This window comes from Acinetobacter uliginosus, assembly GCF_044130295.1.
In the GTDB taxonomy this organism is placed as follows: domain Bacteria; phylum Pseudomonadota; class Gammaproteobacteria; order Pseudomonadales; family Moraxellaceae; genus Acinetobacter.
Window position 1 is genome coordinate 49729 of sequence record NZ_JBIQOC010000006.1, and the last position, 19934, is coordinate 69662.

Consider the following 19934-nt stretch of genomic DNA (forward strand, 5'->3'; position numbering starts at 1 on the left):
GTGTTAACGGTGTAAATTAGTGTCAAAACTTTCGCTAATTGTTGGTTTGGGCAATCCTGGTAAGGAATATGCCCAAACCCGCCATAATGCAGGCTTCTGGTTCGTTGAACGCCTTGCAGAACAATATGGCATCTCTCTCAAAGCCGATCCTAAATTCCACGGAATCAGTGGTCGAGGTAACATCGAAGGTCAAGACGTTCGTCTGCTGTTACCCACAACCTTTATGAATGCCTCTGGCAAAAGCGTTGTACCCTTCGCCAAATTCTATCAAGTTGCTCCTGAAGCCATGCTCATCGCACATGACGAACTGGATATGAATCCCGGTGTCATTCGCCTGAAAACAGGTGGTGGTCATGGTGGGCATAACGGTTTACGTGATATCGTTCCGCATACAGGTCCCAATTTCCATCGCTTACGTATCGGTATCGGTCACCCAGGTTCCAAAGAACGCGTATCGGGTCATGTCCTGAGCAAAGCTCCAAGCAGCGAACAAGGTTTAATGGATGATGCCATTGCACATGCTTTATCTCGCATTAAATTGCTGGTAAACGGTGACATTCAGACAGCCATGAATCAAATTAACGCGTATAAACCGAACTGATCATTCTACAAATAATTGAATTTTCCTTCTTGCCATGTTGCTTTTTTCGGAGCAAAATGCGCTTTCTGCGGATTACTGATCCAGTAAGAAGTGATTTGATTTAACTAAGATAAAATCTTAGGTCGACTAAGGAGACGCTAGCCATGCTTTCTCGTTTATTAAAAGCTAAAATCCACCGTTGTGTCGTGACACAAGCAGAATTACATTATGAAGGTTCTTGTGCAATTGACGGCGTGTTAATGGATTTAGCCGGTATCCGTGAATATGAAGAAATTCATATGTGGAACGTGACTAATGGTAAGCGTTTTACCACTTATGCCATCCGTGGTGAAGAAAATTCTGGCATTATTTCAGTCAATGGTGGTGCTGCCCTGCAGGCTGATGTGGGCGATTTAATGATTATCGCCACATTTGGCGATTTCACCGAAGCTGAAGCGAATGCCCATAAACCTCGTCTGGTATATGCCAATCCGGACAATACAGTGAACCATACCGCCAACTGTATTCCTGTACAGGTTGCCTAAACTGATCAGTTCAGATCAAAACATTCAAAAAGCTCGCTTCTGCGGGCTTTTTTATACCCTACATATTCATAATTATAAGCTTATTCTAAAGTTATTCTTGGTTTGACTATGGATATGACTGATTCATCTATAGAAATTTGTACCCACTGTTAAAAACAGGACTATACTTATGACACATCGCTTCAGGGCGGGGTGCAATTCCCCACCGGTGGTAAATTAAAACTACATTCTTGTAGGATTTAATCAGCCCACGAGCCTGTAAACTGGTTAAAGTTTACTCGCAGATTTGGTGAAAAACCAAAGCCGACGGTATAGTCCGGATGAAAGAAGACGACGTAACCGATATTGATATGTGATATATCGCTGCGACCCCATTTCTGCATCAGTCCTGAAATGTTCAACCGTATGTTTATTTTACGAGAGCGTTTCAATGTCTAGTTTGATTCAACCCGAAATTTTCTTTTCTGCCCTTCCTCCTGCTAAACAACGCATCCAGAAAGCTTTAGAAGATATCCGCCAAGGCAAACCCGTTTTAGTCATGGATGACTTTGACCGTGAAAATGAAGCCGACCTGATCGTGGCTGCAGAAACCTTAACTGTAGACACTATGGCCCGTATGATTCGCGATGGCTCAGGCATTGTCTGTCTTTGTTTGACTGATGAACTCGCTAACCATCTGGAACTTCCCCCAATGGTGACAGATAACTCCAGCCATTTTAAAACAGCTTTTACCGTGACCATTGAAGCAGCAGAAGGTGTCACTACAGGCGTTTCGGCAAAAGACCGTACCACCACAGTAAAAGCGGCAATTAAAGATGGTGCTGTGGCAAGTGATCTCAACCGACCAGGTCATGTCTTCCCTTTACGCGCGCGCGAAGGTGGGGTACTGACGCGTCGTGGCCATACTGAAGGCACCATTGATCTGGCACGTTTGGCTGGCTTGAAACCCGCTGGTGTATTATGTGAACTGACCAATCCTGACGGTACGATGGCATCTGGTATTCAGGTTCTGTCTTATGCACAGACTCATCATTTAACCGTGATTACCATTGAAGAAATTGTACAGTACCGTTTGCAGCATAATCTTTAAACGAGACAACAAAACTTGCCACAAAAAAATTAAAATCATCAGGCTTCCTGATTAAGCCTGATGATTTTTTAATGCAAAATGATTTCAGTGCACACGAGAATAAGAAATTTTTTTATAAATTTTAAGTTAAAAAAGAGGATTTAATCCTCTTCTTCCAGACTTTGCAACAAATGCATACTGATGCCATCAGCGCGTAAAAAGGCCAAATCATAACTGGCTGTGGCAAGTGCCAATACTCGTCGCTCAAATTCATCCCACAAAGGACGAACATCTTTATAGTGAATACCTAACCCACTATCATCAGTAAAATGACGATTTTTCTCACATAATTTTAATGCATGGTATAGCTTGCGCCCTTTGCTCGCATCCGGACGCAACCGCACATGCTTGGATAAAACAAAACCTTCAACATGGGTGATATCCGCCATAGGCAACATTGGAATCAAAATCTGATCAAGTTGCGAATCTAATCGACGCCAAATGGCTGTATGCTGCTCTGCTGTATAGGTATTCCATTTAATCACTTCATGATTAAAACGACGGCACCCCCGACAGACCGAATCACCAAACACCGTAGAGCAACGCCCTGCACATGGGGTCAAAGAAGCAATTCGACGATCAGTATTCAAAATAAACTCCGAAATTCAACAATGTTCACATCTGGAAAATTCAGACCGCTTTTCTGATTTGATAAACCATCAGCACAGGCATCATACATCCCCCAACAGCAAATGAAAAACCATATTTCATACTAGGTTTTATCGCTAATTGCGCCAATTCACGTTAGAATATGCGGCTTAAATTTTGTCTTACCTTAATACATTTGGAGTTTTCCATGAACGCTACTGTAGAACAGCTTGCACCTGTAGAACAGCAAGCGACCACTGACTGGGTTGTTGCGGCACTATATCAATTTAAAGAAGTTCAAAATCCTGCCGATCTGCAGCAACGTCTTCTTGATTTGGTAAAAACCATCAATCTTTGTGGAACTCTTATTGTTGCAGGAGAAGGCATTAACGGTACTGTAGCAGGTGACCGTGCAGCAATTGATACCATCCACCAGTTTCTTCTGGATGAAGGTTTTAACGCAATGGAATATAAAGAGTCACACAGCTCTGACAAGCCATTCCGTAAAATGAAAATTAAACTAAAAAAAGAAATTGTGACTTTAGGCGTTGAAGTCAAACCGCGCGATTTAGTCGGTCACTATCTTGATCCAAAAGAATGGAATGAACTGATTGCACGTGATGACGTGATCTTGATTGATACCCGTAACGACTATGAATATAAAGCCGGTACATTTAAAGGCGCAATTGATCCTAAAACTGAAACCTTCCGTGAATTCCCGGAATATGTAAAAAAACAGCTGGAACAGCATAAAGACAAGAAAATTGCCATGTTCTGTACGGGTGGTATTCGCTGTGAAAAATCAACATCATTATTGCTGCAAGAAGGCTTTAATGAGGTCTATCATTTGAAAGGCGGTATTTTAAAATACCTGGAAGAAACTCCTGCTGATGAAAGTATGTGGGAAGGTGAATGTTTCGTGTTTGATGGCCGTACAGCTGTTACTCATGGTGTAGAAGAAGGCCAGAACACCAAGTGTCATGCTTGTGGCTGGCCTTTGCTTCCTGGAGAAGTAGAACTTCCAAGCTATGAACATGGCGTATCATGTAAATACTGCATCGACAAAACCAGCGAGAAGCAAAAAGCCGGTTTCCGTATGCGTCAGTCACAAATTGCAGCTGCCAAGCGTAAACGCCTGTAATTAATCTCCCTCAAAAAAGCCCTCACTCGAGGGCTTTTTATTTACCTAAAATTAACAATAAATAAAAAAATATCACCAATTTTCACCATTAATGTATATCAAGTCACAAATAATATGGTAATCTGGGATAAAAATTATAATAAATCTATAACCCATTAATTTTTAACGTGAAATATTTAATATATAACATTAAAAAGTAACGTGAAAAAGGAGTTAAATTATGTCAAGAGCAATTAGTCGTTCCGCCAATTATACTCGACGCTTTTACCTTGCACGCGAAAGAAATCTACAAAAAGTCAAACACATTAAACAAACTCTAGAGCAGGAATCCCATCTTTTTATTGTGATGATGGGTGCTATTATTGGCAGCATTTTTTCCATATTTATTGCATATCACCTTACACCTAATTTTATAGAATATGCCTTGCTCGGTGTAATTCCATTTGCACTTGCCTATAGTTTGAGAAAAGTTTATATCCATACTCTGATTCATAGCCAGGAATAATCCAGACTGATTACCTGGCTACACTTTACCCTAAATCTAATAAACTTTAGGATGGTGTAAATATCACGATTATTTTTATCACTTTATGAATCTGACAGAATGGATTATCTCCATCATGGAACAATTGGGCTATCTCGGTATTGCCCTACTGATGTTTCTTGACAACGTATTCCCGCCTATTCCTTCTGAAATCATCATGCCCTCGGCTGGCTATTCTGCATCACAAGGCCAGCTGACTTTATTTGGCGTCATCATTGCCGGTTGTTTCGGTTCATTGCTTGCAGCTGCTTTACTGTATTGGATTGGCTATAAGTTTAACCATGACAGTATTTTCCGTTTCGTTGACCGTTATGGCAGATATATGTTTATCAAATCTAGTGATGTTAAAAAGTCTCTGGACTGGTTTGAGCATTATGGACATCGCATCGTATTCTTTGGTCGTATGATTCCGGCAGTTCGCTCGCTGATTAGTATTCCCGCTGGCATGAGCCACATGCCTTTTTGGAAGTTTATGTTTTACAGTGGCTTAGGGACTATCATCTGGACTACATTTCTGGCTTGTGTCGGTTTTTACTTTGGTGAAAACCAACAGCTCATGCAGCAAATATTTAGCCAAGTCAGCCATGGTATTATCCTCATTATCCTGGTGATTATCGCCATCCTCCTATACCGTAGACAACTACGCAAAATGAAGAACTAATTGATTTTATCAGGGGCTTAAATGCAACAATATCTAAAAAGTTTTGCTATCGATTATGGCGTGGTTTTAATTCTCAGCGTTTTGTTTTTATTGTTTGTTACCAATCTTGGCTTGATGCTCTTCGTCGCTATTTTTTTGGTTACCATGATTCGTCATGTGGTTAAATTCCTGCAAAAAGAACAACGCTTGCCGACTGTACAAGAACGCAATATCTTGGTCTGGGGAAATACTGCGATTGCCATTACTTTGGAGTGTTTTATTATATTCTTTTTGGTCATGATGAACCCGAATGCAGAACAAATTATTCAATCTGCTGAAAAAATGGGTTTAGCAGGTTATGCCGTATTTATGTTGCTCATCGTTGCAATACATTTTGCTTTATTCTTTATTGCCTATCAGTGGATGAGTCCGCTCTTCTTGAAATTAAAATCCAGAAAATAGCCAATTGAACAATTAAAAAAGCACCTTATGGTGCTTTTTTATTAACAAATTAATCTGAGCTAAATATATACATAAGCTGCGATTAGAACAGCACAAGATGTCACATCACGCTGGTGTGTGATCTATGCGCGGCGATTATAGCAGCGCAAGGCGTACCATCATGCTGGCGTATGGTACATCAAATATAATTCATTTAAATTATCCGGAATTTCTTCAGCAATTTCATCCATCAACTGGCCATTGCGACGGAAAGATTCCATTTGCGGATCTTCTTCATCCACACCACTAAAGACCATCATTGGCAAAGTTAAATCAACTAATTGTTCTTCATGTTCAGGAGTGAACCAGGCATCTTCGTTTAAGAACATGGCATCGACAAAGCCGACACTCCAGTCACCTAAACTTGAATCCACTTCTGCTTCTTCAATTTCAAAAGGAAACTCGATTCCTTCTTCATTCGCCAGGCTTTGACGAATTGATTCTAACCAGGCTTTTACTTGAGCAATGATTTCAGCAGGCACTTTCTTATGATTGTTATCAAAAAGTTCGTCCAGCCATTTATCGAATTTCGGACCAACCGCAATTGCACATAAAAAGCCATGAGTAGCCGGAAAATCTAGACCATATTCATTCTGGTCGCCATCTAGATATTCGCTCAAAAGGTCTAAATCTAAAGCACTCATTTAAAATCCAGGTTTGTAAAATAACTGCGACATAGCATAGCATTTTAGCCTGCTATGCAGAATCCTATTTTAGTCTTCTTCATCATCAAAATCGTCGTCATCATCCAGATCATAATCAAAATCTTTCAGCTCACGCTCTAAACGACGCTGTGCAAGAAGGTCATCAATCAGACGACGTTTTTCTAACGACTCTTTAGCACTAATTTTGCTTGATACTTCATCAAAACTAACATCATCATCACTGTAGCTATCATCTAGTTCAAAATCTGTAGAAGACACTAAAACTACCTCAAGGTGAAAAAAGTGAATGGGTCTAGGCGCTATTTATCCTGCTTACGCACTCTTGTCAAGTATTTTTATTTTTTTCTCCCGCAAACCGGGTTTAATCTTGTTTTTCTCCCTAAAAATTGTGTATTTATTAGTTCCTGGAATTTCCAGCATGGACCAATAAAAACTCAACATAATTTGAGTGATCCACCCTATGGACTTGAAAAAAAAAGTTTCAGCCCAATATTGAAAACAGCTGTTAAATCAAATTTATATTTTTAAATGAAACTTGAGCAATCAATATTCAAAACAATTTTAAGCAAATTGTGCTATCATGCACGGTTTTTCACTGCCACAGATTCAACGAAGAGTAAGCAAAGATGAGCGATATGACTTCCCCTACTTCGCAAGTAGCGGCTCTGATTAGCCGAGGCAAAGAGCAAGGTTACTTAACTTACGCTGAGGTTAACGATCATCTCCCAGACTCGATCACGGAAAGCGAACAGATTGAAGACATCATTCAGATGCTTCAGGATGTCGGTATTCCTGTTCATGAACGTGCGCCTGAATCTGATGACACCATGTTCGATGGCACTAGTGCAGAAGCGACCGATGAAGTTGCCGAAGAAGAAGCGGCAGCCGTACTTGCTTCTGTTGAAAACGAACCTGGTCGCACCACAGATCCCGTACGTATGTACATGCGTGAAATGGGAACGGTTGAACTCTTAACACGTGAAGGCGAAATTAGCATTGCTAAACGCATTGAAGAAGGTATCCGTGACGTTCTGCACTCGATTGCCTACTGGCCAAATGCCGTTGAAGTTGTATTAAAAGAATATAACGATGTTACTGAAGGTGAACGTCGTCTTGCTGATATTTTATCGGGCTATTTAGACCCGGAATCTGATGAAGAAATCCCAGAAGTTTTAGAAGATGAAGCGGATATCGATGAGGATGAAGAATCAACATCTAAATCGACCAAAGATGTAAAACTGGACGATGACGAAGAAGAAGAAGCTGAAACTGAGGATGATTCTGAAGGTGAATCCGGTCCTGATCCAGAAATTGCACGTGTGCGTTTTGCTGAACTGGAAGAAGCCTGGAAAGTAACCAAAGCGACCATTGAAAAATACGGTCGTAACAGCAAACAGGCAGATGAAGCGCTTCAAGCACTGGCAACCGTGTTTATGATGTTCAAATTCACTCCGCGTCTATTTGACATCATTTCTGAAATGATTCGTGGCACCCATGAACAGATCCGCACGTCTGAACGTGAAGTAATGCGTTATGCAGTCCGCCGTGGCCGTATGGACCGTACTCAATTCCGTACGTCTTTCCCGGGGCAGGAATCAAATCCAGCCTGGTTAGATGAGCAAATTGCCAAAGCGCCAGCTGAACAAAAAACTTATTTAGAAAAAGTACGTCCCGATGTACTGGCATTCCAGCAAAAAATTGCCGACATCGAAAAAGAATTGGGTTTGAATGTTAAGGAAATCAAAGATATTTCTAAACGTATGGCAGTAGGTGAAGCAAAAGCCCGTCGTGCGAAAAAGGAAATGGTCGAAGCCAACTTGCGTCTGGTAATTTCAATTGCGAAAAAATATACCAACCGTGGTTTACAATTCCTTGACCTGATTCAAGAAGGGAACATCGGCTTGATGAAAGCGGTAGACAAGTTTGAATACCGTCGCGGTTATAAATTCTCGACTTATGCCACCTGGTGGATTCGTCAGGCAATTACCCGTTCGATTGCCGATCAGGCACGTACCATTCGTATCCCGGTACACATGATTGAAACCATCAACAAGATCAACCGTGTATCTCGTCAATTACTTCAGGAAATGGGCCGTGAACCAACCCCGGAAGAATTGGGCGAACGTCTGGAAATGGATGAAGTTAAAGTCCGTAAAGTACTTAAAATTGCCAAAGAGCCGATTTCCATGGAAACGCCAATTGGTGATGATGAAGATTCACATTTGGGTGACTTCATTGAAGATGGCAACATCACTTCTCCAATTGATGCGGCAACTTCAGAAGGCCTGAAAGAAGCAACCCGTGAAGTACTGGAAAACCTGACTGAACGTGAAGCGAAAGTCTTGAAAATGCGTTTTGGTATCGACATGCCGACTGACCACACTCTGGAAGAAGTCGGTAAACAGTTTGACGTTACCCGTGAACGTATCCGTCAGATTGAAGCCAAAGCACTACGCAAATTACGTCATCCTTCCCGTTCTGAACACTTACGTTCATTCCTGGAAAATGACTAAGACATAGTGATACGGATGGGGATTGAAAAATTATCCAACACCCCCATCTAGTATTCAGCAACACATAACGCCTGCCTCTATGCAGGCGTTTGATATATAAGTGGGACTACTATGACCATGTTAGACCGTACACCATCTCGCGAACTTCAGGAACATCTATGGGTTTTCCCTATGGATTATCCGATCAAACTGATTGGTGAAGCCTGTGAAGAATTACATATTGCTGTTGTAGATATTTTGGTAAAACATTTTCCGGAATTTGATGGTAACAGCATCAAGGTACAACCTTCACGTACTGGAAAATATCACTCTTTAACTGCCCAAATCGTTTTTGTCGAACTGGAACAGGTACATGCTTTATATGCTGACTTGGCAGCCTGCCCATTGATTAAAACTGCACTTTAAGAGCAAAAAACACGCGTCATGCGTGTTTTTTTATTTATAAGCCAATAAAAATATTATCAATACTACGAAAAACTCTAAATCGTGCAGTGATCATCCCCTATCTTGGCATGATTTCATTATAATCCTTGCATCCTGTTGAAAATTTTTAAGGACGCACTTCACATGACTGATGCTGTTCTAAAACCCAAACTGATTATTCGTCAATTTAACCAGCTCACACCTTATCTCGACCGTTTTCAGGATATGAAACAGCTGACTGAAAACCGCAATGAGAATACGCCAGATGAACTGTGGATTTTGCAGCATCATGATGTGCTGACCCAAGGTCAAGCTGGCAAACCGGAACATATTCTGATACCCAGCAATATTCCGGTGGTACAAACGGATCGCGGTGGACAAGTCACCTGGCATGGCCCAGGCCAACTGGTAGCCTACTTTATGTTTGACCTAAACCGCTTGGGCTGGAATGTACGCACGCTGGTATCTTATGCTGAAAATTTAATGATTGGACTGCTGAACAAATATGGCATTGAAGCCTATGCCAAACCGGATGCGCCGGGCGTTTATGTCAATGAGCGCAAGATTGGTTCGCTGGGTTTTAAAATCCGCAAAGGACGCAGCTATCACGGACTGGCTCTAAATATTGATTGTGACCTGTCTGGTTTCCACACCATTAACCCCTGTGGTTATGCTGGCCTGGAGATGGTACGCATTCAGGATTTAGTTCAAGATTATCCAAAATTCGAGAACTTATGCTTCGATATCATTGAAACTTTAAACAACAGCGGTTACTTTAGTGAAGTTCAAATCATGCAACAATAATTTTGCTTTTGACATAAAAATAAATTAGAGTATTTACTCTAAACTAATAAAATATTCTTTAGATAAGGGATACACAAGTGATTTCAACCAAATCCGTTAAGCCCGCTTTACAACTGACCTATGTCAAACTCATGATGGATGTGATTGGCAGAGGTCTGGTAATGGCGAGTCAAGTCGACGCCGAAGTCAAACAGGAAGTTGCAAAATTCCCGGTGGGTTTCGTTCTATCAATGAAAGTATTTCCCCATGGCCCGGCTTTTATTGCAAAAGTCACGCAAGACCATCAATTACAATTACTGCAATCTGTAGACAGCAAACCTGACCTCACCATTACTTTTAAGCACTTAAGCCATGCCTTTTTAGTATTTTCCTTTCAGGAAAGTACCGCACAGGCCTTTGCCCATGACCGTATGATAGCCGATGGAGATATTGCATTTGCCATTCGTCTGGTCCGCTGCTTAAACAAAATGGAAGCGCTTATTTTACCTAAACTCCTTGCGGAGCTTGCTGTAAAACAATATCCGACCGAATTAAGCCTAAAAGAAAAACTGACTGGAGCTGCAAATATTTATTTGAAAGTAGCTCAATCCTATTTTAAACGGAGTGCATAACATGGCTAAGCCTTATTACGAATTTTTCTGTCCGGTCAAAGTCATTGCAGGTCATGCTGCCTTAGAACATATTCCGTTTGAACTTGCTACTTTAGGTGCCAAACGTCCTCTGATCATTACTGACAAAGGTGTACGCAGCAACAATCTGCTTGCACCAATTGAAGCAGCTTTTGAATCTACCGATGCAGTCATTGGTTATATTTTTGATGATGTTCCACCTGATTCAAGCGTACAAACCGTCCGAAATGCAGCGAAAGCTTATCGTGATAATGGTTGTGATGCGATTATTGCTGTCGGTGGCGGTTCAGTGATTGATACTTCCAAGGCAACCAATATTCTGGTGACCGAAGGTGGCGATGACCTGCTTAAATATTCAGGTGCACATAACCTGCCAAAACCGTTAAAACCATTTTTTGTGATTCCTACCACATCGGGTACGGGTTCAGAAGTGACCATGGTGGCTGTGGTATCCGATCTTGAAAAAAATGTCAAAATGCCCTTTGCATCCTATTATCTGATGCCGCATGCGGCAATTCTGGATCCGCGCATGACCCAGACTTTGCCACCACATTTAACTGCCATGACAGCCATGGATGCACTAACCCATGCAGTTGAAGCCTATACTTGCATGGCTGCCAATCCGATCAGTGATGCTTATGCGACAGCTGCCATCAAAAAAGTGAGCAACAGCCTGTTCAATGTGTTAGATAATCCAGCTGATGAGTTTGGCCGTCTGGAACTGGCACAAGCGTCCACCATGGCCGGAATTGCGTTCTCCAACTCCATGGTAGGCCTGGTGCATTCCCTTGGACATGCTTTAGGTGCAGTTGCACATTTGCCACATGGCCTGTGCATGAACCTGTTCCTGCCTTATGTGCTTGAGTACAATAAAGAGGTGAATGGCGACAAGCTTGCAGAATTATTGCTACCTTTAGCAGGTCCAGACATTTATGCGCAAACCCCTGCCCATTTACGTGCCGATAAAACCATTGCTACGATTCTGACCATGCGTGATCGCTTGTATGCACTGACGAAATTGCCACGTACTTTACGTGAAACCGACAAGATTTCAGAAGCACAATTGGATGAAGTCGCAGACAAAGCATTAAATGATGGTTCCATTATTTACAATCCGAAAGAAGCCACCTTGAATGATTTAAAAGCGATTTTAGAAAAAGCTTGGTAAACATTGAAAATTAAGCGAATATAGCTAAAAATTAGCCTGATGTTTTTTTAAGCATCAGGCTTTTACTTTATAGAAAATTAAAGTTAGTTTTTTATATCAAGTGGCATATTTTCTGCATTAAAAACTCACAAAGATATTGGCAAAACGTACCAAACTAGAGTAGATTGGCGCACTTTTGTTTTATTCATTTAGGGGGGATCGTTCGTCTCAAACGATCCTTGTAAACATGACTGATCCTTGATCAACGATAAGAGGATAACGCCGTTGACAACTATCTCTGGGACTCAATCGACAGCTAAACTGCAAAAAACGCTTGGACTCTGGCACATCATTATTATTGGTTTAGCTTATATTCAGCCAATGACATTATTTGATACCTTCGGTCTGGTTGCTGAAGAAAGCCATTACCACGTGCCAACTTCGTACATTATTGCCCTGATTGCAATACTATTTACATCTATTAGTTATGGACACATGATCCGTCGTTATCCATCATCAGGGTCGGCATATACTTATGCACAAAAATCGATTCACCCTAATGTCGGTTTTATGGTGGGCTGGTCATCATGGCTGGATTATCTACTGTCACCCATGGTCAACATCATTTTGGCAGTCATTTATCTGGAAGCCCTATTCCCTGAGGTTAACCATTGGGTTTGGGTTGTTGCACTGACCGCATTTATGACTGGCGTAAACTTGCGTGGTGCCAGATTTGTTGCCAACTTCAACGGCTTGATTGTATTGATTCAGCTGGCTGTCATCGCATACTTCACCTGGATGGTTTACTCTCTACTCGCAGGTGGGATCAATGCCGATGGTACATTAGCGAATGCCAAATACCAGTTATGGAGTCTGGAACCGTTCTGGAATGAAATGACGGCTTTGGGTCCGTTAATTACCGGTGCAACATTGCTTTGTTTCTCTTTTACTGGTTTTGACTCACTCAGCTCACTGGCAGAAGAAACCAAAGAGACTGAAAAGACTCTACCTAAAGCGATTTTCCTTACGGCACTCATCGCAGGTATTATCTTCATTATCAGTACCTATTTCATGCAAATTTACTTCCCGAACGATCCAAAGACATATTTTGAAGATGTTGCTGCAACTCAGCCGGACATTCTTCAAGCCGTTGGGGGAGTAGCGTTCAAAACTGTGGTGCTTTACTTTGCAATCGTTACGGTAATGGCATCCGGTATTTCTGCACATGCAGGTGTTTCACGCTTAATGTATGTGATGGGTCGTGATGGCGTGATCAATAAGAAAATTTTTGGTCATATTAGCCCAAAAAGCTACACACCTGTTTACAACATCCTGATTGTTGGTGGCGTGGCCTTAACTGCTGGTTTCATGGACTTAGACATCGTGATTTCAATGATCAGTTTTGGTGCCCTCACTGCCTTTACCTTTGTAAATCTGTCTGTTATTTCACGTTATGCCTTACGAGATGGTCGCACCAAAAGCATCAAAGACATTCTCAGCTTTGTGGTCATTCCTTTACTTGGCTTCCTGAGCATTTTTGCGATGTGGCTAGAGATTGAAGATACCGCATTAAAATTTGGTTTATGGTGGGCAATGTTCGGTATTTTGTATCTGGGTTATAAAACCAAAGGCTTCAAACACCCCGCTCCGCAGCACAACGAGTTTGATGATACGCATTAATGCTTTGACTTCATGCAAAAAAAAGACGCTCAATGCGTCTTTTTTTATGATCTGAAATTAAACCAGTTCTTTAAAACCTTGCTGACGCCATGCTTCATACAGAATAACTGCTGTAGCATTAGACAAATTTAAACTACGTGAATTAGCAGCCATGGGTAAACGAATCCAGTGTTTTTCCGGAAACATCATACGCACATTTTCAGGCAGACCACGTGTTTCCGGTCCCATCAACAACGCCACCGGGCGGTTTAAATTTGAGGTATGCGGAGTTTCAGAACCTTTGGTGGTTAAGGGATAGATGGCATCATTCTCAATTCCCTGTTCTTTTAAATGCGCTATACATTCTGCAAAGTTTTCCCACACTTTCATATGCGCCCATTCATGATAGTCCAGACCTGCACGTCTCAGCTTTTTATCATCCAGCTCAAAACCCAGCGGTTTTACCAGATGCAACTGCGCACCGGTATTGGCACATAAACGAATGATATTCCCTGTATTTGCAGGAATTTCAGGCTCGTATAAAACAACGTGGATCACAGGATTTCTCTACTCTTTCAATGTAACAAGACTCGAATTAGCCTTGCCACTGTAATTGTTCGCGCAATTTTACCACTTCCCCAATAATGGTCAGGGTTGGCGCTTGAATTTGATGTTCTGACACTTTTGAAGCAATATCGGCCAAGGTTCCAACCACCACTTTCTGGTCAGGGGTAGTCCCTTTGGAAATGAGTGCAACCGGCATGTCTGGACGTTGGCCATGGGCAATCAGCTGGGCACAGATTTTTTCCAGACCTACCAACCCCATATACAATACCAAGGTCTGATTTTCATACACCAGCTCACTCCAAGGTAACTCTGGTGAACCTTCTTTTAAATGTCCAGTCAGGAAGCGCACACTTTGTGCATAGTCACGATGGGTTAAAGGAATACCGGCATAGGCTGAACAACCTGAAGCCGCGGTAATCCCTGGAACCACCTGAAAAGCCACACCTGCAGCAAACAGTTCCTGAATCTCTTCACCACCACGACCAAAAATAAATGGATCACCGCCTTTTAAACGGCAGACACGTTTACCTTTTGCAGCATATTCCACCAAGAGTGCATTAATGCCTTCTTGCGGCACACTATGATTGGAGCGGGCTTTACCCACATAAACCTTTTCCGCATCACGGCGGCACAAGTCCATAATTGCAGGTGACACTAAACGATCGTAAATAACCACATCTGCCTGCTGCATCAAACGCAGTGCTTTTAAGGTCAACAGTTCAGGATCACCCGGTCCTGCGCCCACCAGATAGACTTCACCTTTTGGCGCTTTCCATTCCATTAAGGCTTGTTCAATTAAACGGTCCGCTTCAGCAATATTGTCATTAAACACCTGTTCTTTGAGTGGACTGGCATACAGGTCTTCCCAAAAAATACGGCGTTCATCTGGATTTTCAATTTTGGCTTTGACTGCAGCACGCCATTTTCCAGAAAACTCTGCCAGCTTGCCCATGCCATGCGGAATACTGGCTTCCAGTTGGGTTCGGATTTGACGGGATAAAACTGGTGATTTGCCATTAGTGGCAATCGAAACCACCAAAGGAGAACGGTCGATAATGGCAGGCACCATAAAACGGCAATGCGGTAGATCATCCACACTATTCACCAGAATTTTTTCAGCTTCGCAAACTTCAAAAACTTGAATATTGGTCGCTTTGTCATTGGTTGCCGCAATCACCAACCGGTAAGGGCGTAATGGAATATCTGGACTAAAAGATGCTTGGACATATTGCCCTTGGCTGGCACGAACAATCTCTAGTAAATCAGTTTCGATTTCAGGCGCAATCACATCAATGACTGCGCCTGCTTTTGCCAAAAGTACGGCCTTACGATAGGCAATGCGCCCACCACCGACAATCAGACAAGGTTGCTGTTGCAACTTTAAAGAGATTGGAAAGATATCCACGAATGACCTCAATATTTTAAATCTGACTGTCTTAAGCAATTTTCATGCACAAAATTGTGCTGTTCATAAATTTATTGATCAATCCGAAGATCAATCAATAAATTCCGCACCGCCCATATATGGACGTAGCACTTCAGGAATTTCAATAGAACCGTCTGCACGCTGGTAGTTTTCCATCACCGCAAGCAAGGTACGGCCAACAGCCAGACCTGAACCGTTCAGGGTATGCACGAATTCGGTTTTCTTCTGGTCGACACGGTAGCGTGCTTTCATACGACGGGCCTGGAAATCGCCCATATTTGAACATGAAGAGATTTCACGGTAGGTATTTTGGCTCGGTACCCAAACTTCAAGGTCATAGGTCTTGGTTGAACCAAAGCCCATATCACCACCACACAGAATAATTTTACGGTATGGCAGACCGAGTGCCTGCAAAATACCTTCAGCATGCCCGGTCAGTTCTTCCAAAGCCTGCATCGAATCTTCAGGTTTTACAATTTGCACCATCTCAACTTTGTCGAACTGGTGTTGACGGATTAACCCACGGGTATCGCGACCATATGAACCTGCTTCGCTGCGGAAACATGGCGTATGTGCGGCATATTTCAATGGCAAACGTTCAGGATCAATAATTTCGTCACGTACAAAGTTAGTGACCGGCACTTCAGCAGTCGGGATCAGGTAATATTCTTTTTCACCCTGCAATTTGAATAAATCTTCTTCAAATTTAGGCAATTGACCTGTACCGCGCAATGAATCTGCATTCACCAGATAAGGCACATAGGCTTCAGTATAACCATTTTTTAGGGTATGGGTATCCAGCATGAATTGGGTTAGCGCACGTTGTAAACGCGCCAATGGGCCTTTCAGAACACTAAAACGTGTACCGGTCAATTTGGTTGCGGTTTCAAACTCCAAACCGCCCATCCATTCCCCTAGGTCAGTATGATCTTTGATTTCAAAATCAAATTGACGCGGTGTGCCCCATTTTAAAATTTCAACGTTGTCGTCTTCATCTTTACCCTCAGGTACAGATTCATGCGGCATGTTGGGAATGCTTAAAGACTTGGTTTCAATTTCAGTTTGCAATTCAGCAAGTGCAACTTCAGCAGCTTTAATTTCATCACCAATGGCAGCCATACGTGACATGATTTCAGATGCATCGCCACCAGATTTTTTAATTTGGCCAACTTGTTTAGCACCCGAATTACGCTCTGCTTGTAAAGCTTCAGTTTTCGATTGAAGCTCTTTACGGCGAGCTTCCAGTGAAGCCCACTCTTCGACATTCAGCTGTACACCACGTTTTGCCAAGGCTAAATTTACAGCCTCAATATTATTTCGGATTAATTTCGGGTCGATCATAGCCAATCTTTTGCAAAGAAAAAAACTGGCTATAGTGTAAGCGCTAAACACTAAAAAAGACAGTGATCGAGCGGACAGCTGTGGCTTATTAAAGCAAATTTACCCGAATTAAGCTTAAATTAGGACGATGGATACTTGGGTAAAGCTGGCAGATATTCAGCTTTAATCAGTTTAGTGAGTGCAGAATAAGGCAAGGTCAGTTCAGTCATGCCTTCTGCATAGGAAGCCAGCTCATACAAGGGATAAACAAAGACAATACCATTGGCACCATAGTAAAAATTATCACTTAATTTCAGTTTTTCTCTATCTATACTGTGCTGTTCCAGCCAGATGCTGTTTGAATCATATAAAGTATTCAATAATTGCTGTTCTGCACCTTTGACCATAATATCTTGCAGTGCCAGACGCTTTTTGTTTTTCAAGTCAAAATTGACAAATTCCTGATGATACATGCCATGCGCAGCACCGGATGAATAGGTATAAGTTTGAATGGCAAAGGTTGCCCGGTCATACTGCTGACTGACAAAACGGATATAGGTCGAGCTTTGACTTAAATTGGGACTCGCTCCTTCGGCAGCATTGATCTTTTCATTGGGCGTGGTAGAAAATGCAATCGGATCGGCTTTTTTCACCCGATCGATAAAATAGTCATCCACCCATTTCAAGTTGCTCTTTACCGTCTGAATCTCATACTGGGTACAACCTTCCGCATCACAGACTTCCGGTTTGCTTAATTTCACAGGAACAACCTTGGCTTGAATTAATGGAATTGTAGAAGAAGCTTCCTGTTTTTCTACCTTAACCTGTTCCTTTTGCGGTGCAGGTCGCTCCTGACAACCTGCCATAACGAGTGCTGCCAAAGAAACCGGAACAGCCCAGAGCCATTGTTGATTCGTGCGTATTTTCATCTTATCTTAACAACCTAGTGCCTTTGATCATGCGGCTTCACTATACAAAGCCAGATCCCTGAATAACATTTAAAATATGTATCTTTAACCCTGTTTAGCTGAATAATGAGGCATTTGTATAAAAAATTGCCTGATTTTAAGATAGCTCAACCCAGTTATCGTGAAAACTCAAGGGCACATGCACACCCAGGATAATTCCTGCCTGAGACTGAAGTGTTAAATCTTACACCTTGAGAATCACTACTTTGGAAGATTCTGTATGGATATGATAGAGATAAGATAACAGATAGCCCTAGCCCTCTGCACATCCGCTGATTTTGAAATATTGTGCATTATGATGTTTAGGTTCGAGCTTGAACATATTCTTGTAGGGTGGTGCTGGGTGAATAAAAATTTCCCTCATTTTTAACAGCATATCCAATAAAAAAGCAGCCACACAGGACTGCTTTTCAATTTATGACGAACTCATAATTAAATATTATAAATCAATATATTATTGATCAATAATATCGGTACCTTTTGGTGGTGTAAAATTGAAGGTTGAAGAAGCAATCGATGGATTCAATTTCACATTATTAAAGCGCACATAGGTGGTTTGCCCCAATGAATCCTGCAAAATCATCAAACTTGGGGCCTTGTTCGCGCCAAAACTAATGGTCAGGCTTTGGAATGCACTGTCTTTCACTTTAGGGTACAAGGTGTAATAGGTCTTGCCTTTATCTGGTTGAGTGACACGATAAGACTTCATAATCTGACTGGTATTCCCCGACAATAATAACGCAGGCGTATTTGCCACCTGTTCATCCAGACTTTGACGGACGGCTTGCTGTAAATCGGGATCATAAATCCATACTGTTTTACCGGAAGTCACAATGGTCTGTTTGGCTGGACTGGTAGTTTCCCAGAAGAACTTGCCAGGACGAGCCACTTTCATCACCCCTTTAAAGGTTTGATTCATGTGTTGTCCGGTCAAGCCTTTTTTCTGCGGGGCTTTACCAGCAGAAGTCGCTTTTGTGGTTTGTTCAAAGTTAGCAGACAATGTGCGAATATTACTTAACTGCTTGACCAGATTGTTGGTTGCTTGCTGCTCCGATGCTGCTACAGGGGCAGCAAAAACAGTTGTACTCATTACCGGTGCAAGCGTTACAGCACCCAAGGTCATCGCACACAGAGTTTTACGAAGCATTTTCATATCATCACCTTTTTTTATTTGCAGTATCGCAATTTGTTCAATGCGTCCATCTTAAACCAATTTTTAATCCTAATAATTGAGAAAATAAGAAGTTTTGTATTGTTATTAATAGCCAATGTAGCCATTTCTACATCATGATGAAGATGGCAACCATTATTTCACCGATTTACAGACATAAAAAAACCCACATCAAATGTGGGTTTTTCGTACCATTAAAACTTATGCAGTTTCAACAGATACATAGCGACGGCCAAATTGACCTTTCACTTCGAATTTGATCACGCCATCAGCGGTAGCAAATAAAGTATGGTCACGGCCCATACCTACGTTTGCACCAGCGTGGAATTCTGTACCACGTTGACGAACGATAATGTTACCCGCAGTCACAGATTGACCACCGTACATTTTAACACCTAGCATTTTAGGGTTCGAGTCACGACCGTTACGTGTCGATCCACCAGCCTTTTTAGTAGCCATGTTTCATAATCCTCGTAATTAGCCTGAAATAGCAGTAATTTTCAACTCGGTAAACCATTGACGGTGACCTTGTTGTTTACGGTAATGTTTACGACGACGCATTTTAACAATACGGATTTTGTCGTGACGACCGTGGCTAACTACTTCAGCAGTTACTGTCGCACCAGCAACAACTGGAGCACCAATTTGAATGCTTTCGCCGTTTACAAGCATTAATACGTCATCAAACGTAATAGTTGTACCAGTTTCAGCTTTCAACAATTCTACTTTAAGGGTTTCACCCTCAACCACACGGTGTTGTTTACCACCGCTTTGGATTACTGCGTACATAATGTACTCCAAACATGCCCGTGTCGTCGTGCCGATAAAGGAATATATCGATCTTAATACGAACGCCACTGGGGGGATATATAAGGGCAAACATATTAAGTGATAATAAATCAAACAACAAGCCATTTAAGCGTTTTTTTGCACTTTGTCCGCAGTTTATTTTATAAACGATCAAAGCGTATTAA

23 protein-coding genes and 1 riboswitch are annotated in these 19934 nt (G+C 41.9%); of the genes, 13 read left to right on the forward strand and 10 right to left on the reverse strand.

The features are described from left to right. Window positions 1-19: 19 nt before the first annotated feature. From pth to ribB, 3 genes are all read left to right on the forward strand, one after another. The gene (gene pth, locus ACE01T_RS02495; protein WP_180042391.1) at window positions 20-601 is read left to right on the forward strand and encodes an aminoacyl-tRNA hydrolase; all 582 of its coding nucleotides are present in this window, start codon (window positions 20-22) and stop codon (window positions 599-601) included. 143 nt (window positions 602-744) lie between these two features. Beyond that, on the forward strand, window positions 745-1125 hold the full coding sequence (gene panD, locus ACE01T_RS02500; protein WP_086196843.1) for an aspartate 1-decarboxylase: 381 nt from the start codon (window positions 745-747) through the stop codon (window positions 1123-1125). 175 nt (window positions 1126-1300) lie between these two features. Further along, window positions 1301-1461: riboswitch (FMN riboswitch) on the forward strand. A gap of 94 nt (window positions 1462-1555) precedes the next feature. Next, the gene (gene ribB, locus ACE01T_RS02505; protein ID WP_086196844.1) at window positions 1556-2215 is read left to right on the forward strand and encodes a 3,4-dihydroxy-2-butanone-4-phosphate synthase; all 660 of its coding nucleotides are present in this window, start codon (window positions 1556-1558) and stop codon (window positions 2213-2215) included. A gap of 140 nt (window positions 2216-2355) precedes the next feature. On the opposite strand, the gene ACE01T_RS02510 is transcribed toward ribB, so the two are convergent. Beyond that, entirely contained in the window at window positions 2356-2844 is a 489-nt protein-coding gene (locus ACE01T_RS02510; protein WP_395518655.1) for a DUF1289 domain-containing protein, read from the reverse strand. Between the two features lie 206 nt (window positions 2845-3050). Here ACE01T_RS02510 and trhO point away from each other — a divergent pair, with 206 nt between their 5' ends. From trhO to ACE01T_RS02530, 4 genes are all read left to right on the forward strand, one after another. Then, entirely contained in the window at window positions 3051-3983 is a 933-nt protein-coding gene (gene trhO / locus ACE01T_RS02515) for an oxygen-dependent tRNA uridine(34) hydroxylase TrhO (protein WP_180042395.1), read from the forward strand. 220 nt (window positions 3984-4203) lie between these two features. Next, complete coding sequence (locus tag ACE01T_RS02520) at window positions 4204-4488, forward strand: FUSC family protein (protein WP_180042397.1); 285 nt, start codon at window positions 4204-4206, stop codon at window positions 4486-4488. 85 nt (window positions 4489-4573) lie between these two features. Beyond that, window positions 4574-5188 (forward strand): DedA family protein, encoded by a 615-nt coding sequence (locus ACE01T_RS02525; protein ID WP_180042399.1) that lies wholly within the window; start codon window positions 4574-4576, stop codon window positions 5186-5188. Between the two features lie 21 nt (window positions 5189-5209). Beyond that, window positions 5210-5629 (forward strand): ABZJ_00895 family protein, encoded by a 420-nt coding sequence (locus ACE01T_RS02530; RefSeq protein ID WP_180042401.1) that lies wholly within the window; start codon window positions 5210-5212, stop codon window positions 5627-5629. 158 nt (window positions 5630-5787) lie between these two features. Here ACE01T_RS02530 and ACE01T_RS02535 read toward each other — a convergent pair whose 3' ends face one another. Both ACE01T_RS02535 and ACE01T_RS02540 read right to left on the reverse strand, forming a co-directional pair. After that, window positions 5788-6312 carry a YecA/YgfB family protein gene (locus ACE01T_RS02535; RefSeq protein ID WP_166170407.1) on the reverse strand — a complete coding sequence of 175 codons (525 nt, stop codon included), beginning with the start codon at window positions 6310-6312 and terminating at the stop codon, window positions 5788-5790. 69 nt (window positions 6313-6381) lie between these two features. Beyond that, complete coding sequence (locus tag ACE01T_RS02540; RefSeq protein ID WP_086176283.1) at window positions 6382-6591, reverse strand: PA3496 family putative envelope integrity protein; 210 nt, start codon at window positions 6589-6591, stop codon at window positions 6382-6384. A 368-nt stretch (window positions 6592-6959) separates the two neighbouring features. Here ACE01T_RS02540 and rpoD point away from each other — a divergent pair, with 368 nt between their 5' ends. The 6 genes from rpoD (at window position 6960) to ACE01T_RS02570 (ending at window position 13529) form a co-directional block, all read left to right on the forward strand. Beyond that, window positions 6960-8846, forward strand: coding sequence for an RNA polymerase sigma factor RpoD (rpoD, locus tag ACE01T_RS02545; RefSeq protein WP_180042403.1), 1887 nt, complete (start codon window positions 6960-6962; stop codon window positions 8844-8846). A 117-nt stretch (window positions 8847-8963) separates the two neighbouring features. Next, complete coding sequence (locus tag ACE01T_RS02550) at window positions 8964-9251, forward strand: YbeD family protein (RefSeq protein ID WP_086196931.1); 288 nt, start codon at window positions 8964-8966, stop codon at window positions 9249-9251. A 162-nt stretch (window positions 9252-9413) separates the two neighbouring features. Beyond that, entirely contained in the window at window positions 9414-10073 is a 660-nt protein-coding gene (lipB, locus tag ACE01T_RS02555; protein WP_180042405.1) for a lipoyl(octanoyl) transferase LipB, read from the forward strand. A gap of 77 nt (window positions 10074-10150) precedes the next feature. Further along, window positions 10151-10684, forward strand: coding sequence for a hypothetical protein (locus tag ACE01T_RS02560; RefSeq protein WP_166170413.1), 534 nt, complete (start codon window positions 10151-10153; stop codon window positions 10682-10684). A gap of 1 nt (window position 10685) precedes the next feature. After that, window positions 10686-11870, forward strand: a complete 1185-nt coding sequence (locus ACE01T_RS02565; protein ID WP_180042407.1) for an iron-containing alcohol dehydrogenase — start codon at window positions 10686-10688, stop codon at window positions 11868-11870. Between the two features lie 264 nt (window positions 11871-12134). After that, complete coding sequence (locus tag ACE01T_RS02570; RefSeq protein WP_395518656.1) at window positions 12135-13529, forward strand: APC family permease; 1395 nt, start codon at window positions 12135-12137, stop codon at window positions 13527-13529. Between the two features lie 57 nt (window positions 13530-13586). Here the strand turns inward: ACE01T_RS02570 and ACE01T_RS02575 are convergent, their stop codons facing one another. The 7 genes from ACE01T_RS02575 to rplU all read right to left on the reverse strand — a co-directional run bounded on the left by ACE01T_RS02575 (window position 13587) and on the right by rplU (window position 19749). Then, entirely contained in the window at window positions 13587-14066 is a 480-nt protein-coding gene (locus ACE01T_RS02575) for a tRNA (cytidine(34)-2'-O)-methyltransferase (protein WP_086196856.1), read from the reverse strand. Between the two features lie 37 nt (window positions 14067-14103). After that, window positions 14104-15480: a siroheme synthase CysG gene (gene cysG / locus ACE01T_RS02580; RefSeq protein WP_395518657.1), complete on the reverse strand. Its 1377-nt coding sequence runs from the start codon at window positions 15478-15480 to the stop codon at window positions 14104-14106. A gap of 90 nt (window positions 15481-15570) precedes the next feature. Then, complete coding sequence (gene serS / locus ACE01T_RS02585; RefSeq protein ID WP_395518658.1) at window positions 15571-16842, reverse strand: serine--tRNA ligase; 1272 nt, start codon at window positions 16840-16842, stop codon at window positions 15571-15573. 119 nt (window positions 16843-16961) lie between these two features. Further along, a complete protein-coding gene (locus tag ACE01T_RS02590; protein WP_300043451.1) occupies window positions 16962-17750 on the reverse strand; it encodes an RsiV family protein in 789 nt (262 codons plus the stop codon). Window positions 17751-18243: 493 nt separating this feature from the next. After that, the gene (gene lolA / locus ACE01T_RS02595; RefSeq protein WP_180176213.1) at window positions 18244-18942 is read right to left on the reverse strand and encodes an outer membrane lipoprotein periplasmic chaperone LolA; all 699 of its coding nucleotides are present in this window, start codon (window positions 18940-18942) and stop codon (window positions 18244-18246) included. A 219-nt stretch (window positions 18943-19161) separates the two neighbouring features. Continuing rightward, on the reverse strand, window positions 19162-19419 hold the full coding sequence (rpmA, locus tag ACE01T_RS02600; protein WP_086196863.1) for a 50S ribosomal protein L27: 258 nt from the start codon (window positions 19417-19419) through the stop codon (window positions 19162-19164). An 18-nt stretch (window positions 19420-19437) separates the two neighbouring features. Beyond that, complete coding sequence (gene rplU / locus ACE01T_RS02605) at window positions 19438-19749, reverse strand: 50S ribosomal protein L21 (protein ID WP_086196864.1); 312 nt, start codon at window positions 19747-19749, stop codon at window positions 19438-19440. Window positions 19750-19934: the final 185 nt, after the last annotated feature.